General features: G+C 72.3%; 15 protein-coding genes. 2 read left to right on the forward strand and 13 right to left on the reverse strand.

Going from position 1 to position 17,764, the window contains the following annotated elements; genetic code table 11:
- The first annotated feature begins 8 nt into the window (after positions 1–8).
- Positions 9–1,322, forward strand: coding sequence for a glycoside hydrolase family 36 protein (locus tag EDD90_RS05120; protein ID WP_123980902.1), 1,314 nt, complete (start codon positions 9–11; stop codon positions 1,320–1,322).
- Positions 1,319–3,328 (forward strand): beta-galactosidase, encoded by a 2,010-nt coding sequence (locus EDD90_RS05125; protein WP_123971957.1) that lies wholly within the window; start codon positions 1,319–1,321, stop codon positions 3,326–3,328. The genes EDD90_RS05120 and EDD90_RS05125 overlap by 4 nt, the downstream gene beginning before the upstream one ends.
- A gap of 18 nt (positions 3,329–3,346) precedes the next feature.
- Here the strand turns inward: EDD90_RS05125 and EDD90_RS05130 are convergent, their stop codons facing one another.
- The 13 genes from EDD90_RS05130 to EDD90_RS05190 all read right to left on the reverse strand — a co-directional run bounded on the left by EDD90_RS05130 (position 3,347) and on the right by EDD90_RS05190 (position 17,759).
- Positions 3,347–4,333: an aldo/keto reductase gene (locus tag EDD90_RS05130; RefSeq protein ID WP_123971958.1), complete on the reverse strand. Its 987-nt coding sequence runs from the start codon at positions 4,331–4,333 to the stop codon at positions 3,347–3,349.
- Positions 4,334–4,424: 91 nt separating this feature from the next.
- Complete coding sequence (locus EDD90_RS05135; RefSeq protein ID WP_123971959.1) at positions 4,425–5,090, reverse strand: NUDIX domain-containing protein; 666 nt, start codon at positions 5,088–5,090, stop codon at positions 4,425–4,427.
- A gap of 240 nt (positions 5,091–5,330) precedes the next feature.
- Positions 5,331–7,148: an ABC transporter ATP-binding protein gene (locus tag EDD90_RS05140; protein WP_260327644.1), complete on the reverse strand. Its 1,818-nt coding sequence runs from the start codon at positions 7,146–7,148 to the stop codon at positions 5,331–5,333.
- Between the two features lie 136 nt (positions 7,149–7,284).
- Positions 7,285–8,343 carry a sugar kinase gene (locus EDD90_RS05145; protein ID WP_123971960.1) on the reverse strand — a complete coding sequence of 353 codons (1,059 nt, stop codon included), beginning with the start codon at positions 8,341–8,343 and terminating at the stop codon, positions 7,285–7,287.
- On the reverse strand, positions 8,340–8,975 hold the full coding sequence (locus EDD90_RS05150) for a bifunctional 4-hydroxy-2-oxoglutarate aldolase/2-dehydro-3-deoxy-phosphogluconate aldolase (protein WP_123971961.1): 636 nt from the start codon (positions 8,973–8,975) through the stop codon (positions 8,340–8,342). The genes EDD90_RS05145 and EDD90_RS05150 overlap by 4 nt, the downstream gene beginning before the upstream one ends.
- Positions 8,976–9,039: 64 nt before the next feature.
- A complete protein-coding gene (locus tag EDD90_RS05155; RefSeq protein ID WP_123971962.1) occupies positions 9,040–9,852 on the reverse strand; it encodes a hypothetical protein in 813 nt (270 codons plus the stop codon).
- Positions 9,853–9,854: 2 nt separating this feature from the next.
- Positions 9,855–11,000: a galactonate dehydratase gene (dgoD, locus tag EDD90_RS05160; RefSeq protein ID WP_123971963.1), complete on the reverse strand. Its 1,146-nt coding sequence runs from the start codon at positions 10,998–11,000 to the stop codon at positions 9,855–9,857.
- Positions 10,997–11,776, reverse strand: coding sequence for a FadR/GntR family transcriptional regulator (locus EDD90_RS05165; RefSeq protein WP_123971964.1), 780 nt, complete (start codon positions 11,774–11,776; stop codon positions 10,997–10,999). The genes dgoD and EDD90_RS05165 overlap by 4 nt, the downstream gene beginning before the upstream one ends.
- A gap of 28 nt (positions 11,777–11,804) precedes the next feature.
- Positions 11,805–12,578, reverse strand: a complete 774-nt coding sequence (locus tag EDD90_RS05170; protein WP_123971965.1) for an SDR family NAD(P)-dependent oxidoreductase — start codon at positions 12,576–12,578, stop codon at positions 11,805–11,807.
- A gap of 40 nt (positions 12,579–12,618) precedes the next feature.
- Positions 12,619–14,682, reverse strand: a complete 2,064-nt coding sequence (locus EDD90_RS05175) for an alpha-galactosidase (RefSeq protein WP_123971966.1) — start codon at positions 14,680–14,682, stop codon at positions 12,619–12,621.
- Positions 14,679–15,527, reverse strand: a complete 849-nt coding sequence (locus EDD90_RS05180) for a carbohydrate ABC transporter permease (RefSeq protein WP_123971967.1) — start codon at positions 15,525–15,527, stop codon at positions 14,679–14,681. The genes EDD90_RS05175 and EDD90_RS05180 overlap by 4 nt, the downstream gene beginning before the upstream one ends.
- On the reverse strand, positions 15,527–16,465 hold the full coding sequence (locus tag EDD90_RS05185) for a carbohydrate ABC transporter permease (protein ID WP_123971968.1): 939 nt from the start codon (positions 16,463–16,465) through the stop codon (positions 15,527–15,529). The genes EDD90_RS05180 and EDD90_RS05185 overlap by 1 nt, the downstream gene beginning before the upstream one ends.
- A 1-nt stretch (position 16,466) precedes the next feature.
- Entirely contained in the window at positions 16,467–17,759 is a 1,293-nt protein-coding gene (locus EDD90_RS05190; RefSeq protein ID WP_123971969.1) for an ABC transporter substrate-binding protein, read from the reverse strand.
- Positions 17,760–17,764: the final 5 nt, after the last annotated feature.

The following is a 17,764-nucleotide window of genomic DNA, read 5'->3' on the forward strand; positions in this document are numbered from 1 at the left end:
AGAACCCCGTGCACAACCCGTTCACCCCGGTCGCCTCCGTGCCCGTGGACACGCGCTCCGCCCGTGTCCACGAGGAGGGCTGGCAGTCCTGGTCGCCGAGCGGCTCCTACGCCCTCGGCGCCTCGCCCCACCGCCCGACGAACGACAACTGGGCGACCGTGTGCTACCGCCCGGGCCGCAGTGTGCCCGCCGGGGCCTTCCAGGGCGAGGGCCTGCTGGCGCTCGACCCGGGCGACGGCTCCCCGGTCCGGCTCTGGGCGGCGACGGACCCGTTGCACGAGGTGCCGTCGATCCGCCTCACCATCGCGGGCGGTGTCGCGGAGGTGACGGCGGACGGCACGGTCAAGGAGTGGACGGGCACGGACGTCCAGGCCGTGCTGGCCGACTGGGCCGGTTCCCTGGCCCTGCCGGCACCCCGCCCGGCGCCCACGGTCTGGTGCTCCTGGTACGAGTACTTCACGGCCGTCACCGAGGACGACATCCACGAGAACCTCCGTGCGATGGACACCCTCGACCTGCCGATCGACGTGGTGCAGATCGACGACGGCTACCAGAAGGCGCTGGGCGACTGGTTGACGCTCTCCGGCCGCTTCCGGTCCCGGCAGGGCATCGCGGACGCCATCCGGGCCCGTGGCCGCCGGGCGGGCATCTGGACGGCGCCCTTCCTGGTCGACCCGGCGAGCGAGCTCGCCGCGAAGTACCCGGCCTGGCTGGTCCGCGACCCCGAGGGCGGCCCGCTGCACGCGGGCCGCAACTGGGGTCACGACCTGTACGTCCTGGACACCACCCACCCGGCCGCCGCGGCCTACCTCACCGACGTCTTCGCGACGCTGCGCACCGAGGGCTACGACTACTTCAAGGTCGACTTCCTCTACGCGGGCGCGCTGGACGGCGTTCGGCACTCGGGCGCCGACGCGCTCACCGCCTACCGGCTCGGCATCGCCCTGATCCGGGAGGCGATCGGCGCGGACGCCTACCTCCTCGGCTGCGGCGCGCCGATCCTCCCCTCGATCGGCCTGTTCGACGCGATGCGGGTCAGCCCCGACACGGCCCCGCACCGCCGCTCCGAGGCCGACGACTACAGCCAACCCGGCCAGGACCCGGCGGAGTTCACCGGTGCCGGCCGCCAGTGGCAGCACAACCGCCTCTGGACCAACGACCCCGACTGCCTGATGGCCCGCCCCGCCGTGGAGACCCGCGCCCGCTGGGCGGCCCATGTGGAGGCCGTCGGCGGTCTGGTCGCCTCCAGCGACCGCCTGCTCTCCCTCGACCAGTGGGGCGTGGAGACGACCCGCCGCCTTCTGACCGGAGCTGACCGATGAGCGACCGAAGCCTCTCCGTCCCGGGCATCGCCTACGGCGGCGACTACAACCCCGAGCAGTGGCCCGAGGAGGTGTGGGACGAGGACGTCCGCCTGATGCGCGAGGCGGGCGTGAACATGGTGAGCGTCGGCATCTTCTCGTGGGCGCTCATGGAGCCCTCCGAGGGTGTCTACGACTTCTCGCGCATGGACCGGATCCTCGACCTGCTCCACGAGAACGGCATCGCCGCCGACCTCGCCACCCCCACGGCCGCTCCCCCGGCCTGGTTCTTCCGCGCCCACCCCCAGGCGCTTCCGGTGGACCACGACGGCCGCACCCTGTCGTACGGCAGCCGCCAGACGTTCTGCCCGAGCAGCCCCGCCTACCGCGAGGCCGCGCTCAGGATCGCGGGCGCTATCGCGGAGCGGTACGCGAGCCACCCGGCCGTGAAGATGTGGCACGTCCACAACGAGTACGGCTGCCACAACGCGGCCTGCTACTGCGACACCAGCGCGGCCTCCTTCCGTGTCTGGCTCCGCGCCCGGTACGGGGACGACCTGGCCGCCCTCAACCACGCCTGGGGCACCACCTTCTGGAGCCAGTGGTACTACGACTGGGACGAGATCCTGCCGCCCCGCGCGACCGGCGCCGTACCCAACCCGACGCACCAGCTGGACTGGCGGCGCTTCTGCTCGGACGAACTGCTGTCGCTGTACAAGGCGGAGCGTGACGTCCTCCGGGAGGCGGCCCCCACCATTCCCGCCACCACCAACTTCATGGTGATGTACAACTTCGACGCCCTCGACTACTGGCGCTGGGCGCCCGAGTTGGACGTGGTGGCCAACGACCACTACCTGATGTCGGCCGACCCCGAGTCGCAGATCGACGTCGCGCTGAGCGGCGATCTGATGCGGTCGCTGGCGGGCGGCCCGTGGCTGCTGATGGAGCACTCGACGGGCGCCGTCAACTGGCAGCCCGTCAACCGGGCCAAGAACCCCGGGGAGTTGCGTCGCAACGCGCTCGCACATGTGGCGCACGGCGCGGACGGCATCGCCTACTTCCAGTGGCGGGCGGCGAAGGCGGGTGCCGAGCAGTGGCACTCGGCGATGCTGCCGCACGCGGGCACGGACAGCCAGATCTGGCGTGACGTGGTCCGACTGGGTGCGGACCTGCGGGCGTTGGCGGAGGTACGCGGCAGCACCGGCACGGCCGAGGTCGCCATCGTCTGGGACTGGAACGCCCGTTGGGCGGTGGAGCTGCCCTCCCAGCCGACGGAGCAACTGCGCTACCTGGACGTGGTCCGCTCCTGGTACGAGCCGCTGTGGCGGGCCGGGGTGGCCGTGGACTTCGTCCGCCCGGACGCGGACCTGTCGGCGTACAAGGCAGTGCTGGCCCCGAACCTGTACCTCGTGGACGACACGGGCGCGGCGAACCTGGCGGCCTTCACGGAGGCCGGCGGCAGCCTCGTCATCGGCTTCCACAGCGGCGCTGTGGACGAGAACTGCCATGTACGGCTGGGCGGTTACCCGGGCGCCTTCCGGGAGCTGCTGGGCGTGTTCACGGACGAACTGTTCCCGCTGCTGCCCGAACAGCGGGTGGCGCTGAGCGAGGGCGGCACCGGGTCGCTCTGGTCGGAGCGGGTGCGGCTGGAGGGCGCCGAGGCGGTGACGTCGTACGCCGACGGCCCGCTCGCCGGGGTACCCGCGGTGACCCGGCACGGCTACGGCTCGGGCGCGGCCTGGTACGTGGCGACGCTGCCGGACGCGGACACCCTGGCGGGGCTGCTCGACCGGATCCGCGCCGAGGCGGGCGTGGCCGCGGTCCGCACCGCCCCGGCGGGCGTGGAGGTGGCCCGGCGGCGCGGTGCTGACGCGGACTACGTGTTCGTGATCGACCACGTGGGTCAGGGCGCCGAACTCCCGGTCGCGCCGGGCTCGGTGGAGCTGCTGTCCGGCAAGCCGGCCGACGGCACGGTCACCGTGGCGCCGGGCGACATCGCCGTCGTACGGGAGCCGCGCGGTCAGTAGCCGCCGGTGACGGTGCGGTCAGTGAGCCGCGTCCAGGCGGGCCCGCTGGCCGGGCGTCAGCTCCAGGTCCACGGCGGCGAGGTTCTCGCCCAGCTGGGCCACGGAGGACGCCCCGGCCAGCGGGACGACCGGCAGCGGCCCGCCCAACTGCCAGGCGAGCACGACCTGGTTGAGGGTCGCACCGGTCTCCCGGGCCACATCGCCGAGGACGGTGCGGCGGGCCGGGGTGCCGGGGTGGTCGTAGTCGGCGGGCAGTTCCCTGGCGGGGTTGGTGTAGGCGCCCTTGAGCAGCGGTGAGTAGGCGACCAGGGTGAGGTCCGGCTCCGCGCGCAGATAGCTGCGGAGCTGGGCGTCGGTACCGCCGAGGCTGCCGTCGGGGAACAGGTCGTCGGGGATGTCGGTGCGCGGGCGCAGATAGCTGTGCTGGTACTGGAGCACCTCGTAGCCGGGCAGGCCCGCCGCGGCGGCCAGGGCGCGGGCGCGTTCCAGCCGCCAGACGGCGTGGTTGCTGGCACCGAGCAGGCCGACGATGCCCTCTTCGACGAGTGCGGCGAAGCCCTCGACGGTCTCGCGGAGCGGGACGGTGGGGTCCTCTATGTGGGCGTACAGCAGATCGAGTTTCTCGACGCCGAGGCGTTCGCGGCTGCGCTCGGCCGACTCCCGGATCACCTTCGCGGACAGGCCTTCCGGGTTGTCGGTGTAGCTCGTGCCGGGGGCGAGGGGGCGGGCGCCGAGCTTGGTGGCGATGACGATCTCGTCGCCGACGCCCCGGCTGCGCCGCCAGCGGCCGAGCAGTTCCTCGCTCTGGCCGCCCTGGCTCCCGTCCTCCCAGAAGGCGTAGTTGTCGGACGTGTCGATGAAGTTCCCGCCGGCCTCGACATAGCGGTCGAGGACTGCGAAGGAGGCCTTCTCGTCGGTGCGGGAGCCGAAGAGCATGGCGCCGAGCGCGAGGACGCTGACGTCGCGGCGGGTCTTCGGGTCGGTGCCGATGGTGCGGTACTTCATGCCGTCTCCTCCGTTCGCGCACCCGGGGTTCGGGTGCACGCTCGGGAGTCTTCAGCTTGAAGTGCGCTTCAGGTCAAGGGCGTTGACCGGATCACCGGCGGGCGAACGGGCCTTCCAGGGCCGCCCACTGCAGCAGCATGATCGTCTTGGCGTCGGCGATCTCGCCGGTGCGGATCATCTCCAGGGCGCGCCGGAAGGGAAGTTCGAGGATCTCGATGTCCTCGCCCTCCTCGTCCAGGCCGCCGCCCTCGTGGGTGCGGGTCGAGGGGCCGTAGGACGCGGCGTAGAACGAGATCTTCTCCGTGACCGAGCCGGGGCTCATGTAGACGTCGAAGACGTGCTGGACCTCGCCGACGGTGTGGCCGGTCTCCTCGACGACCTCCCGGCGGACCGCGTGCTCCGGGTGCTCGGCCTCGTCGTCCAGGAGTCCCGCCGGGGTCTCGATCAGCATGCCGTCGGGGTGGCCGTTGACATACACCGGGAAGCGGAACTGGCGGGTGAGGAGGACGGTTTCGCGGCCGGCGTCGTAGAGGAGCAGTGTGGCGCCGTTGCCGCGGTCGTGGGTCTCGCGCTCCTCGGTGTGCCAGGTGCCGTCGGCGTGCTGGTAGTCGAAGGTGGTGGCCCGCTCGACGTACCAGTTGCTGGACAGCAGTTTCACCTCCCGGACCTTCACACGCGGATTGCCGGTCAGGTCCAGGCCGGTGCGGTCCAGGCCGGTGCGGCCCCGGCGGTCGGGGGTGTCGACACCGGCGGTCATCGGATGCCGCCCGGGCGGGCGGTGGCAGACAGGTCACTCATGATCACCTGTCTACCACCCACCCGCACCCGGCAGGCGTCTTCCGAGCAGACCGAGCAAAATCGGGCACGGCTCGGCAGCGCGCCCCCGAAGGGGCGCTGGGGGTACCCCCGGCCGAAGGCTGGGGGAGGAACTGCGCGACAAGCCACGACGGCGCCGCAGCCGGCCGACAACGCGCCCCCGGCTCCCCCGGTGGAGCGCCTAGTGCACTTCGGCAGGCTGCGGCCCCTCGTCGAGGAACCCACCCGACTGGTGCTGCCACAGCTTGGCGTACGCGCCCTCCGCGGCGAGCAGTTCGTGGTGCGTGCCCTGCTCGACGATCCGGCCTCGGTCCAGGACCACCAGCCGGTCCATGGAGGCGACCGTGCTCAGCCGGTGTGCCACCACCAGTGCCGTGCGCCCCTCCATGAGCCGCCACAGCGCCTCCTGGACGAGGATCTCGCTCTCCGAGTCCAGCGCGCTGGTCGCCTCGTCGAGGAGCAGGATCGGGGCGTCCCGGAGGATCGCGCGGGCGAGGGCGACCCGCTGGCGCTGGCCGCCGGAGAGCTTGATGCCGCGTTCACCGACCATGGTGGCGAAGCCGTCCGGCAGCGTGTCGGCGAACTCCGTGACGTGCGCGGCCTCGGCGGCCAGCCGGATCTCGGCGTCGGTGGCGTCGGGCCTGGCGAAGGCGATGTTGTCCCGCAGGGTGCGGTGGAACATCGCCGGGTCCTGCGGGACGTAGGCGATCTGGCTGCGCAGGTCGGCCTGGCGCAGCCTGCTGATGTCCTGGCCGCCGACGGTGATCCGGCCGCCGTCGATGTCCGTCATCCGCAGCAGCAGCCGGGTCAGCGTGGTCTTGCCGCCGCCCGAGCGGCCGACGAACCCGAACTTCGACCCGCTGGGTACATCCAGTTCGAGCCCCTCGAACAAGGGCTTCGCACCCGAGTGGGTGAAGGAGACCTTCTCGAAGCGGACACCGGCGGCCTGTGGCGCGAGCGGTTCCGGAACCTCCGGGTCGAGCACGGACGGCGGGTCCAGGAGCAGCTCGGTGAACTGGGCCGCCTCCGTCATGGAGCTCTCCATGCGCCGGTAGATCTGGTTGAACTCGAACATGATCCGGGTCGCGTTGGAGTAGTACGTGAAGGCGACCACGACCGCCTCCACGCGGTGCCCGCCACCGGCCAGCGCGACGGCGAGCAGCAGCCCCAGCGCATTGGTCGCCACGGACATCGGCGCGACGAACGTGTCGATGCGCAGGTTGCCGTAGTCCCAGGAGCGCAGCTGGCGCCGCCGTGACTCGGCGACCCGCGACCGGTGCTCGGCGGCCTCCCGCTCCTCGGCCGCGAACGCCCGGACCGTGTCCATGTTCATCAGGCTGTCGGCGACATGCCCCGACACCCGGGCGATGGCCTCCTCCCGCTGGGCGACCAGCCGCTGCCGGTGGCGGATCAGCGGGACGACGCACGCACCGGTGATCGTGATCATCGTCAGCAGCCCGACGACCAGCAGCGGTTCGTAGCGCCACAGCACGACCGAGCCGAAGGCGAGCGGTACGAAGCTGCCGACGATGTTGAAGGTGAGCGTGTCGCCGAACTCCTCGAAGCGGGTGGCGAAGCTCAGCACCCGCTTGGTGAGCGATCCGGCGAAGTTGTCGTGGAAGAACGCGGCGTCCTTGGCGAACAGTTCGTCCATGCCGATGACGTACAACTGCTCGATGCCGAGCGCGTCCAGGCGGTTCAGGCAGTGCAGACCGATCCGCCAGAGCGCCTCCGCCAGCAGCAGGACACCGGCGAAGCCGAGGACGTACGGCAGTGTGGTGCCGAGGCCCAGGCCGTGGCCGTCGGCGATCCGGCCGACCAGCTTGGCCACGACCAGCGGTGCCAGGTAGTTGATTCCGATGTTGCCGAGCGCGGGCAGCAGCAGTGCGGGCAGTGTGAACCGCTTGAGCCGGGCCAGCTCCCGTCCGTAGAAACGAAGCGCGAGCAGGACCGCGCCCTGCCGTGGTCCGGTCGCAGGTAAATCGACTGAGGATGTCATATCAACCCTGTGTAGTCGTCGTACGGCATGCCGAGTCGGCCGTCGCATGTCCGCGGCGGCCTGGAATCGGCAGGTCAGGAAAGGGAAGTGTGCCGTGACGACGGTCACTGAGTCCACGTGTTTTTCTGGGCGGCGGTTACCGTCCGAACTTGTATCCGGAATCGCATGCTCCAGGCCCGCCCCCCGATGCCATGGCAGCGCCTCGATCCGTCCGTCCGCCCTGGTGCCGTGCCCAGTCCGGGGCCGTCAGGGCGAGGAGCCGTTCGATGTCCGCCGGGTCGGGCAGCGGCCCGTGGTCTCCCGTGACCTTGAGCGCGGAGACCGCGGTGAGGTGGCCGAGCCGGAGCGCGCGTGTGGTGGTCTCCCCGCGCAGGAGCCCCGTCAGGAAGCCCGCCGCGAACGCGTCGCCGGCCCCGACGGGTTCCACCACCGTCGTGGGCAGCGCGGGCACGGTGCACACGCCGTTCCCGGTGACGGCCGTCGCGGCCCGGGCGCCGTCCTTGACGACGAGGATCCGCGGGCCGGGCAGCAGGTGCCGCAGACCGGTGACGGTCAGGTCGGCGCCCCACAACGCCTGTGCCTCGTCGAGGCCGACGAAAACGATGTCGGCCCGGTCGGCGAGGTCCCGCAGCACCGCCGGTGCGGTGCCGTCCGGCCACAGGGCGGCCCGGTGGTTGACGTCGAAGCTGATGGCGTAGGGGCGTCGGGTGTGCGCAGTGGCGAGGGCCCGGGTCACCAGGTCGCGGCACGACGGGGAGAGGGCGGGGGTGATGCCGGTGATGTGCAGAAGGGCGGCCGAGCGCAGCGGTTCGGCGTCGAGGAGGTCGGGGCCGAGGGCCGCGGCCGCCGAGCCGGTCCGGTAGTAGTGGACGCGGGTTCCGGTGCGGCCGGGGTTCTTGAGGAGGAGACCGGTGGGCCGGTGCGGGTCGGTGCGCACATGGGTGACGTCGACCCCGGCGGCGGCGACCGCGGCGCGCACCCGGTGGCCCAGCGGATCGTCGCCGAGGGCCGAGATCCAGACGGCGGGAACGCCGTGGTCCGCGAGGTACATGGCCACGTTGGACTCCGCGCCCGCGATGGACACGCGCAGGTGTTCGGCGTCCGCCAGCGGCCGGGGCGGGTCGGGGGCGAGGGCCGCCATGGTCTCGCCCACGCAGACGACGCGTCCCGGGGCCGGACGCCAGGGCGCGGTCATGCCTGTCCTTCCGTCCGTACGGCGGCCCGGAACGCGCGGGCCCGGTCGCGCAGGCCGGCGATGCTGCCGCCGTCGGCGGCGTCGCCGACCAGGGGCGAGCCGACACCGACAGCGGTCGCACCGGCGGTCAGGTAGGCGCGGGCGGCGTCGACGTCGACGCCGCCCACCGGGACGAACGCGGTGTCGGGGAACGGGCCGCGCAGCGCCTTCAGATACCCCTCTCCCCCGGCCTCGGCGGCGGGGAAGAGCTTCAGGGCGGCCGCGCCACGGGCCTGTGCGGCGATGACGTCGGTGGGGGTCAGCACGCCCGCCAGGACCGGCATGCGCAGCCCCACCGCGGTGTCGACGCCGGCGCCGAGGCCGGGGGTGACCGCGAAGGTGGCGCCCGCGCGGTGGGCGGCGTGCGCGTCGGCGGCGGTCAGCACTGTGCCGGCGCCCAGCGGCCGGTCGGGCCCCAGCTCCTTGCGGGCCCGGGCGAGGACGCCGAGCGCGTCCGCGCCGCTCAGTGACACCTCGATCAGTTCGATGCCCTCCTCGGCCAGCGTCAGCACGGTGCGCAGGGCGGCGTCCGGGTCACCGCCGCGCACGATGGCGAGCAGTCGGCGGGAGGCGAGGGCGGCTCGCAGGTCCATGAACAGGGCTCCTTCCTTGGATACTTGGGTCCTCGGGGCGTTGGCTCCTCGGTTGCCCCGTTCCTCAGGGGCAGTGGCAGTGGGTGCTCACGGTGAGCCGCCAGCGGACCTCGCCCGAGGCGGGAACGCGGGCCGCGTCGTCCGGGCCCGCCTCCGCGAGGTCGAAGACGCGGCCGAGCATGGGCTCGACGCCCGTACTGCGATAGGGCCGGCCGGCGGGGAAGCCGCCGAGGTTGCGCCAGAGGGCGACGGACAGCGGCTGCCCCTCCGCCGCCACGGCCAGGGCGAGCCGGTCGTCGCCGTCGTGCACACAGCACCGGCCGCCCGCCACCACGGCCCCGACCGCCGTACCGTCGTCGGGTCCGAACCGGTCCAGACGCAGTCCGAGGGGTGCGGGCCAGACACCTTCCACCCAGGGGGCGCCGTCCGGCCAGGGGTGGCCCAACAGGGGCGCCGCCTCCGGGAAGAGCCGGGTGGGCGCACCCTTCGGGGCCTTCAAAAGGGCTTCCTCGGAGAGGTCCAGCAGGGCGTGGGCGGCCCAGAGGAAGCGGAAACCGGGCTCGGCCGTCAGCACGTAAGCGGCTTCGACGCCGTCGGGCGTGGTGCGCAGGGTGCGGGTCATGGTGAAGTCGTCGCAGCGGACGCTCTCTCCGTCGCTCTCCCGCGTCCAGGCGCGGGACCAGGCGTCCCCGTGGTCCGGGGTGCCGCGCACGGTGGGCACGCACTCCTCCAGTCCCCCCGCGTCCACGAACGCGTCCCGCGGTGCCACGCCGTCGCGTTCGGGGCTCTCGCGCCGCCACAGCCATTCGCGTCCGCCGTGCCGCAGCGAGGTCCAACGGCCGCCGCGTAAGAGGTCGGTCACGACGTCGAGTGGCATGGTCACCACTCCGCGAAGGAGCCGTCGGCGTGCCGCCACACCGGGTTGCGCCAGCTGTGCCCCGCCCGGTCGGCCGCGCGTACGGCCGTCTCGTCGACGGTGATGCCGAGCCCGGGGGCGTCTCCGCGCCGTGCGTGGCCGTCGACGAAGCGGAAGGGTTCGGGGTCGACAAGGTAGGAGAGGAGGTCGGCGTCCTTGTTGTAGTGGATGCCCCGGCTCTGCTCCTGGATCAGGAAGTTCGGTGTGGCGAAGGCGACTTGGAGGCTGGCCGCCAGTGCGATGGGCCCGAGCGGGCAGTGCGGGGCGAGCTGGGCGCCGTAGGTCTCGGCGAGCGAGGCGATGCGGTGCACCTCGGAGATGCCGCCCGCGTGGGACAGGTCCGGCTGGGCGACCGCGATACCGGCGGCGAGGACGGGCAGGAAGTCGCCGCGGGAGTACAGGCGTTCACCGGTGGCCAACGGGACGGAACTCGCCGTGACCAGTCCCGGCAGCAGATGCCCCTGTTCGGGGAGGACGGGTTCCTCCACGAACAGCGGGTGCAGCGCGGCGAGTTCGGTGAGGACGCGGCGGGCGCTCGCGGCGGTGAAGCGGCCGTGGAAGTCGACGGCGACATCGCGGCCGGGGCCCAGGGCGTCCCGGGCGGCGCTCACCCGGGCGACCACGGACGCGGTCTCCGCCGGCGTGGTGATCGGCGAGGTGGCCCCGGCGGCGTTCATCTTCACCGCGGTGAAGCCCGCCTCCACCTGGGCGGCTATCTGCTCGGTGAGCTGGGCGGGTTCGTCACCGCCCACCCAGGCGTAGACCCGGACCCGGTCGCGCACGGGACCGCCCAGCAGGGCGTGCACGGGCGCGCCGTACGTCTTGCCCGCGATGTCCCACAGGGCCTGGTCGAGCCCGGCGACGGCACTCGACAGGACGGGGCCGCCCCGGTAGAAGCCGCCCTTGGTGAGCACCTGCCAGTGGTCCTGGATGCGCAACGGGTCCTGGCCCACCAGGTACTCGGCGAGGACGTCGACCGCCGCGCGGACGATCTCCGCCCGTCCCTCGACGACGGGTTCGCCCCAGCCGACCACTCCCTCGTCGGTCTCGACGCGGCAGAACAGCCAGCGCGGCGGGACGAGGAAGGTCTCTATGCGGTCGATCTTCACTTGTCGCCGCTGCCTTTCGTGTCGTCGTCGGTGCCTGTCGTCCCGTCCGGACCGGTCGTGCCGTCGTCCGGGCCGTCCAGCCGGGCCAGGTCGCGGCCGGCCTGGGCGAGCAGGGCGCGCATGGCGGCCTCGGCCGCGCGGGGGTCGCCGTCGCGCACCGCGTCCAGGACGGCTCGGTGCGCGGGGACGGGGTCCTCGCTGTGCGGGGAGCTGTGCACTATGCGGTCGCGGTGGGCGAGCCCCGACTCGATCACCATCTCCATGCGTTCGAGCAGCTCGTTGTGGGTGGCGGCGAGCAGGGCGCGGTGGAAGGCGAGGTCGGCGTCGACGGCGTGGCCCGGGTCGGTCTCGGGCCGCCCCATCGCGTCCAGCGCCTCCTCCAGGGCCACCAGGTCCGTGTCGGTGCGGCGCTCGGCGGCGAGCCGTACGGCGGCCGGTTCGATGATGGCGCGGACCTCGGCGAGGTTGTGCAGCAGCGACCGGTCGGCGTCGGTCGTACGACCGCCCTCGAACTGCCAGCGCAGCACGTCGGCGTCGAGCAGGTTCCAGTCCGCGCGGGCCCGCACGAAGGTGCCGCGCTTCTGGCGGGCGTCGACCATGCCCTTGGCGGCGAGCACCTTGAGGGACTCGCGCAGGGCGGTGAGGCTGACGTCGAGTTCGCTCTGGAGCGCCACCAGGTCGAGCGTGGCCCCCTCGGGGATCTCACCGCCCAGGATGCGGCGCGCCAGGGCCTCCACGGTCTGGCCGTGCACACCGCGGCGGGCGTAGGGCGTCATGTCGTACAGCCTTTCTGTTCAAAGGGCATCATGCGGAGGCCTTCACGACGCTCCAGCCACCGTCCACCAGCAGACCGGAGCCGGTGATGTAGGAGGCCTCGTCGGCGCAGAGGAACGCGATCGCCGCGGCCACCTCCTCGGGGGTGCCGAACCGGCGGGCGGCGGTGCCGGCGACGCTGCGTTCCCGTTCCTCGGGCGGCACCCGGTCCCAGGCCCCGGTGAGGATCGGCCCGGGCAGCACCGCGTTGACGCGCACCTCGGGCCCGTACTCGACGGCGAGCTGCCCGCACAGGGAGAGCAGTCCGCCCTTGGCGGCGGCGTAGGCGGGGTGGCCGGGGATGCCCGCGTGGGCGTGCACCGACGAGGTGAGCAGCGCGGCGCCGCGGCGGGCGCGCAGGTCGGCCAGCACCGCCTTGAAGCCGAGGAAGGCGCCGGTGAGGTTGACGGCGAGCTGCCGCTGCCAGGACGGCAGGGACATCTCGTGGGCGGGTACGACGTCGACGGTGTAGGCGTTGCTGACGAGCACGTCGACCGGGCCGAAGGCGTGGGCGGCGGTGACGATCCGCGCCCAGTCGTCCTCCTCGGCGACATCAGCGTGCACGTACGCGGCCCGGCCGCCGTCCTTCGTGATCCCGTCCACCACGGCCTGGCCGCGCTCGTCCGCCAGGTCGGCGAGCACGACGGCGGCGCCCTCGCGGGCGAGGCGTTCGGCGGTGGCGGCTCCGATACCGGATGCGGCACCGGTCACCACGGCGGTACGGCCGGTGAAGCGGGCACCGTACCGTCGTACGGACTGGTCCATCGGACTCCTTGGCTGGTCAGCTGCTGGAAACATATGCGGCCTACAGGCGGGTCAGCACCACCAGGTCCGCGTCGCGCTCTGCGCTCCAGGCGAACGGCAGGCCGTAGTGCAGCAGATGGGCTCCGCTGTACGAGGTTCCGGTCGCCGTGTCCCGGTAGCGGGCCGCCGGGTCCAGGCCGCACAGCCGCAGGCGGTCGGGGCGGCCGGGCAGCAGGGGTGCCCCGTCCAGGCGGCCGGTGCTGAGCGCGGCGACGACCGTGCGGTCCCCGGCGTCGTACTGCACACCGCAGGTGGTGTCGTCCGGTGTCCCGAGCAGCCGGGCCTCGCCGTGGTGGACGACGTCCCGGACCTCCTTGTAGCGGGCGGTCCAGCGGGCGGCCTCGGTCCGCTGCTCCGGCGTCCAGGCGCGCAGGTCGGCGCCGATGCCGAGGACTCCGCACATGGCGTTGACGAAGCGGAAGGCGAGGCTGCGCTCCCGTCGGTCGAAGATGCCGGGGGCGTCGGTGACCCAGGAGCTCATCACATGGGGCGCGTGGGCGTGCAAAAAGCCGTGCTGGATGCGCAGCCGGTCCAGGGGCGCGGTGTTGTCGCTGGGCCAGACGACGTCGGTGCGGGCGATGGTCGCGAGGTCGACGCGCCCGCCGCCGCCGGCGCAGCCCTCGACGGTGACGTCCGGGTGGGCGGTGCGCAGGTGGTCGAGGACGCGCAGGTATCCGGCGACGTGCTCGGCGTCCAGGTCGACGGGACCGGCGCCGGGGCGGCCGCGCTCGGTGGGCGGCCGGTTCATGTCCCACTTGAGATAGCTGATCGCGTAGTCGGTGAGCAGCCGGTCGAGGGTGCCGATGACGAAGTCCTGGACGTCGGTCCGGCCCAGGTCGAGGAGCAGCTGGTTGCGGACGAGCCGGGCTGGGCGGCCGTCGATACGGTAGGCCCAGTCGGGGTGTTCGGTGTGCAGCCGGCTGCCGGGGCTGACCGCCTCCGGCTCGACCCACAGGCCGAAGTCGAGCCCGAACGCCCGGACGTCCTCGACGAATTGACCGAAGCCCCGCGGGAACGCCGCCGGGTCCGGGTACCAGTCGCCCAGTCCCCCGGTGTCGTCGGCGCGGCCGGTGAACCAGCCGTCGTCCACGACGAACAGCTCGGCGCCGAGGTCCGCGGCCGCCTTGGCCAGCTCCAGCTGGCCGGCCGCGTCGACGTCGAAGCCGGTGGCCTCCCAGGAGTTGTAGAGCACCTTGCGGGGACGGTGCAGCCGCTCGCCGGCGAGGTGACGCTCGTAGCAGTGCCAGACCCGGGACAGGCCGTCGAGCCCGTCCGGGCTGAAGGCGCAGGCGAGGCGGGGAGTCGCCAGGGTCTCGCCGGGGGCCAGCAGGACGAGGCCCTCGTGCGGGACCCGTCCGGCGCGGACGCGCACGGCGCCGCCCGGCTCGGCCTCCGCCGTGACGTGCCAGTTGCCCGGCCATTCGAGGGAGACGCCGTACGCGGCCGGGGCGTCCCCGTCCTGGACGGCCAGCCAGGGCGCGTACGCGTGCCCGGGAGCGCCCTGGAGGCTGCCGATGCTGAACGTGCCTCTCGACAGGTCGATCCGGGTGTGCTGGAACTCCTGCGACCACTGGCCGGTGAGGTACGTCAGCCGGGCCGGGCCGGTGACCGGGATGTTCACGGCGGCCGAGTCGAGCCGCTCCAGGCGGACTTCTTCCGACGCGGTGAACTCGGTCCAGCGCAGGATCACGTCGGTGCCCGGCACGGTCCCGTAGCAGAGGACCGTCCGCAGACCGATCACCGCGTCGGTGAAGGCGAGGCGCAGGGCCCCTGCGGACGCTTCGGCGCTCTCGAACTCCCACCACATGCCGCGCTCGTCGCCGTCCGGGCGTGAGGCCACCACCTCGGAACCGGTGAACGGCCGCAGCCCGTAGGGCAGATACTCGGCCGGAGCCGCGTCGGCGGGGGTGATGAAGTGGGTGCGATGGGACCAGTCCAGGGCGGACGGCCCGTCCTCGGCGCCGAGCGGTCCCCAGGCGTCGAGCTCGGCCCAGGGGCCGTCCGGGGAGAGCCGGACGGTGTAGCTCGTGTTCGCCGTCCGCAAGGTCCAGCGCTGGTGGGTCACTTGACCGCCCCGAGGTTGAGTCCGGCCACGAAGTGCCGTTGGAAGCGGAGGAACACGGCGACCGTGGGCGCGGCGGCGATGACCGACCCGGCGGCGATCACGTTCCAGTTCGACACGTACTGGCCCTGGAGCCCGATGAGGGCGGCCGTGATCGGCATCTTGGAGTCGCTGCGCAGGACGGTGATCGCCCAGAGCAGGTCGTTGAAGATCCAGGTGAAGGACAGGGCGCTGAGGGCGGCCAGGGCGGGGCGGGTCAGCGGGAGGATGATCCGCCAGAAGATCTGCCACGGCCCGGCGCCGTCGACGACCGCCGCCTGCTGGATCTCCACCGGGATGGACCGCATGAACCCGTGCAGGACGAAGACGTAGAAGCCGACGCCGAAGCCGATCTGCACCCCGATGAGCGCGGGCAGGGTGTCGTAGACGCCCATCACCTCGCTGAGCTTGGACACCGGGATGAGCAGGATCTGCGGCGGGAGCAGGTTGCCGCCGAGCATGAGCAGCAACAGGGCGCGCCGGAAGGGAAGTTCGTAGCGGCTGAGGGCGAACGCTGCCATGGCGGCGAGGGCGAGGGTCACCAGGACGCAGGGGACGGTGACGAGCAGGCTGTTGATCATGGCCTGCTGCTGGCCGCCGTCGGTCCAGGCCTGGCCGAAGTTGGACAGCGTGAAGGAGTGCGGCCAACTGCCCAGGCCATGGCCGGCGATGTCGTCGAAGGTGCGCAGGCTGGTCACCAGGACCAGGGCGATGGGCAGCAGCCACAGGGCGGCCAACGCGCCCGCGCCCAGGTGGAATCCGGCGGTCGCGGCCCGCCTGCGGCGCAGGGCCGTGGAGTCGGCGGACATCAGTCGGCCTCCCGGAACGCGCGGACGAGGTAGGAGGCGATGACCCCGAAGGCCAGCACGAAGATGACGACGGCCAGGGCGGAGCCGTAGCCGAGGCGCAGGGACTGGAAGGCGGTCGAGTACATGTAGGTGCTCAGCAGCTCGGACGAGTGGTAGGGGCCGCCGCGGGTCAGCGACCAGACGACGTCGAAGGAGCGCAGCGAGTCGATGATGATGACGGACAGAACGACCGCGTTGACACTGCGCAGTTGGGGCAGGGTGACGTGCCGGAGGCGCTGCAGGGCGCTCGCGCCGTCGACCTTGGCGGCCTCGTAGAGCGCGGGGTCGATGCCCTTGAGGCCGGCCAGGTACAGGACCATGACATAGCCGATCTGGCGCCACAGCGCGGGCACGATCACCGCGTACAGGGCGGTGTCCTGGTCGGCGAGCCAGGCGTGCTGGAGGCTGCCGAGGCCGACGCCCTGCAACAGCCGGTTGAGGACGCCGTCGGGCTGGTAGATCGCCTGCCAGACGAGGGCGGTGGCGACCAGCGAGAAGACGACCGGCAGGAACAGCGCGGCCCGGTAGAAGCCGACCCCGCGCCGCTCCTGCTGGAGCAGCAGTGCGGCGGCGAGGCCCAGCACGGCGGACAGGCCGCCGAAGAGGACCAGCCAGAGCACGGTGTGCCCGAGCGCGCTGCGGAAGACGTCGTCGTGGGCCATCTCCCGGAAGTTGCCGAACCCGATGAACTGCGGCGGGGAGACGCCGTCCCACCTGGTGAGGGCGAGGTAGAAGCCCTGGAGCGCGGGCCAGAACACCCACACGGCCTCGGCGAGGAGCGGGACCAGGACGAAGGCGAGGATGAGATGCGGGGTGCGCCGGGGCCCCCGGGCCCGCCTGCCGCTCACGGGCAGGCGGACCGGGGACTTCTTCCGGTCGGGGGCGGTCAGCACGGCCACGTCAGGCGTTCCAGATCTTCTGGGCATCGCGCTGCCAGTCGGTGAGGATGCTGGCGACCTGCTTGGGCTTGGCCAGGAACTTGGTCAGCGCGGTGTCCGCGGTGGGCTGGAGGGCGTCGCTGGAGTCACGGTTGAAGAACTGGGTGATCTCTGTGGCCGAGGCCACGTGTGCGCGGCCCTTCTTCACGAGCGCGGTCCCGGCGTCCTTGGCGTCCGGGTTGCAGGGCAGGACGGTGCCGGAGGAACCCTTGATGTAGATCTCCTGGGCCTCGGCGGTGGCGAGGTAGCTCATCAGGTCGTGGACCTGCTTGCTGCGGCCGGAGCGGGCGCTGGCGAAGTAGCCGTCCACCGGGGCCTCTTCGGCGAGCGGCACCTTGGAGTCGATGACCGGGAAGCGGAAGAAGTCGATGTCGTCCAGGGCGCTCTTGGGCGCCGCGTCGGCGAAGAAGGTGCCGATGAGCATCATGCCGGTCTTGCCGCCCAGCAGGGCGGTGGTGGCGTCCTGGAAGGGGATGGCGACGCCGTTCGGGTCGAAGTACGGCAGCACCTCCTGCCAGCGGTCGAAGACCTTGCGCACCTCGGGGTCGTCGAACCGGTGCTTCCCGGCGAGGAGTTCGCGGTGGTACTGGGCGCCGTTGATCCGGATGTCGAGGTAGTCGAACCAGGCCGACGCCACCCAGGGGGTGTTGCCGCCGGCGCCGAGCCCGATCGGGGCGACGCCCTTGCTCTTGAGCTTGTCGCACAGGGCGAGGAAGTCGTCCCAGCTCTCGGGGAGTTTGGTGATGCCCCACTTGGCGAAGTTGGACTTCCGGTAGAACATGCCCCACCAGTAGTAGGTGGCGGGCACGAAGACCTTCTTGCCGGCGCTGGAGGTGCAGAGCGAGTTCAGCGCCTTGCTGTACTTCTTGAGGTCGGGCGAGGAACTCCACACCTCGTCGAGGTCGAGCAGCAGGTTCTTCTTGGCGTAGGCGTCCGCGACCGAGCCGGGGTACCAGGTGAGCACGTCCGGCGGGTTGGCCGAGGTGAGGTAGGTCGGCAGTTGGGTGCGGAAGGTCTCGGCGGCGACGGTGTTGAGGCTGGCCTTGCCGGACCCCTTCTTGCCGTACGCCGCGACCAGGTCCTCCATCGCGGTCTTGGCCTGCGGGGCGGACAGGTTGGACTGGAGGGTCACCGGGCCCGTCGAGGAGGTCTTGCCGGTGGAGGTGGAGGTGACACAGCCGCTGAGCATCGCCGCCGTCCCGGCGGCACCGAGCCCGGCGAGGAACCGGCGTCGGCTGGGCTGAAGGTTGGCCATGATGG

The sequence above is a fragment of the Streptomyces sp. Ag109_O5-1 genome (assembly GCF_003814875.1).
GTDB lineage: Bacteria > Actinomycetota > Actinomycetes > Streptomycetales > Streptomycetaceae > Streptomyces > Streptomyces sasae.

Coding starts and splice junctions, on each gene's coding strand:
- EDD90_RS05125 (WP_123971957.1), top strand. CDS start 1,319: ATGAGCGACCGAAGCCTCTCCGTCCCGGGCATCGCCTACGGCGGCGAC.
- EDD90_RS05130 (WP_123971958.1), bottom strand. CDS start 4,333: ATGAAGTACCGCACCATCGGCACCGACCCGAAGACCCGCCGCGACGTC.
- EDD90_RS05135 (WP_123971959.1), bottom strand. CDS start 5,090: ATGACCGCCGGTGTCGACACCCCCGACCGCCGGGGCCGCACCGGCCTG.
- EDD90_RS05140 (WP_260327644.1), bottom strand. CDS start 7,148: ATGACATCCTCAGTCGATTTACCTGCGACCGGACCACGGCAGGGCGCG.
- EDD90_RS05145 (WP_123971960.1), bottom strand. CDS start 8,343: ATGACCGCGCCCTGGCGTCCGGCCCCGGGACGCGTCGTCTGCGTGGGC.
- EDD90_RS05150 (WP_123971961.1), bottom strand. CDS start 8,975: ATGGACCTGCGAGCCGCCCTCGCCTCCCGCCGACTGCTCGCCATCGTG.
- EDD90_RS05155 (WP_123971962.1), bottom strand. CDS start 9,852: ATGCCACTCGACGTCGTGACCGACCTCTTACGCGGCGGCCGTTGGACC.
- EDD90_RS05165 (WP_123971964.1), bottom strand. CDS start 11,776: ATGACGCCCTACGCCCGCCGCGGTGTGCACGGCCAGACCGTGGAGGCC.
- EDD90_RS05170 (WP_123971965.1), bottom strand. CDS start 12,578: ATGGACCAGTCCGTACGACGGTACGGTGCCCGCTTCACCGGCCGTACC.
- EDD90_RS05180 (WP_123971967.1), bottom strand. CDS start 15,527: ATGTCCGCCGACTCCACGGCCCTGCGCCGCAGGCGGGCCGCGACCGCC.
- EDD90_RS05190 (WP_123971969.1), bottom strand. CDS start 17,759: ATGGCCAACCTTCAGCCCAGCCGACGCCGGTTCCTCGCCGGGCTCGGT.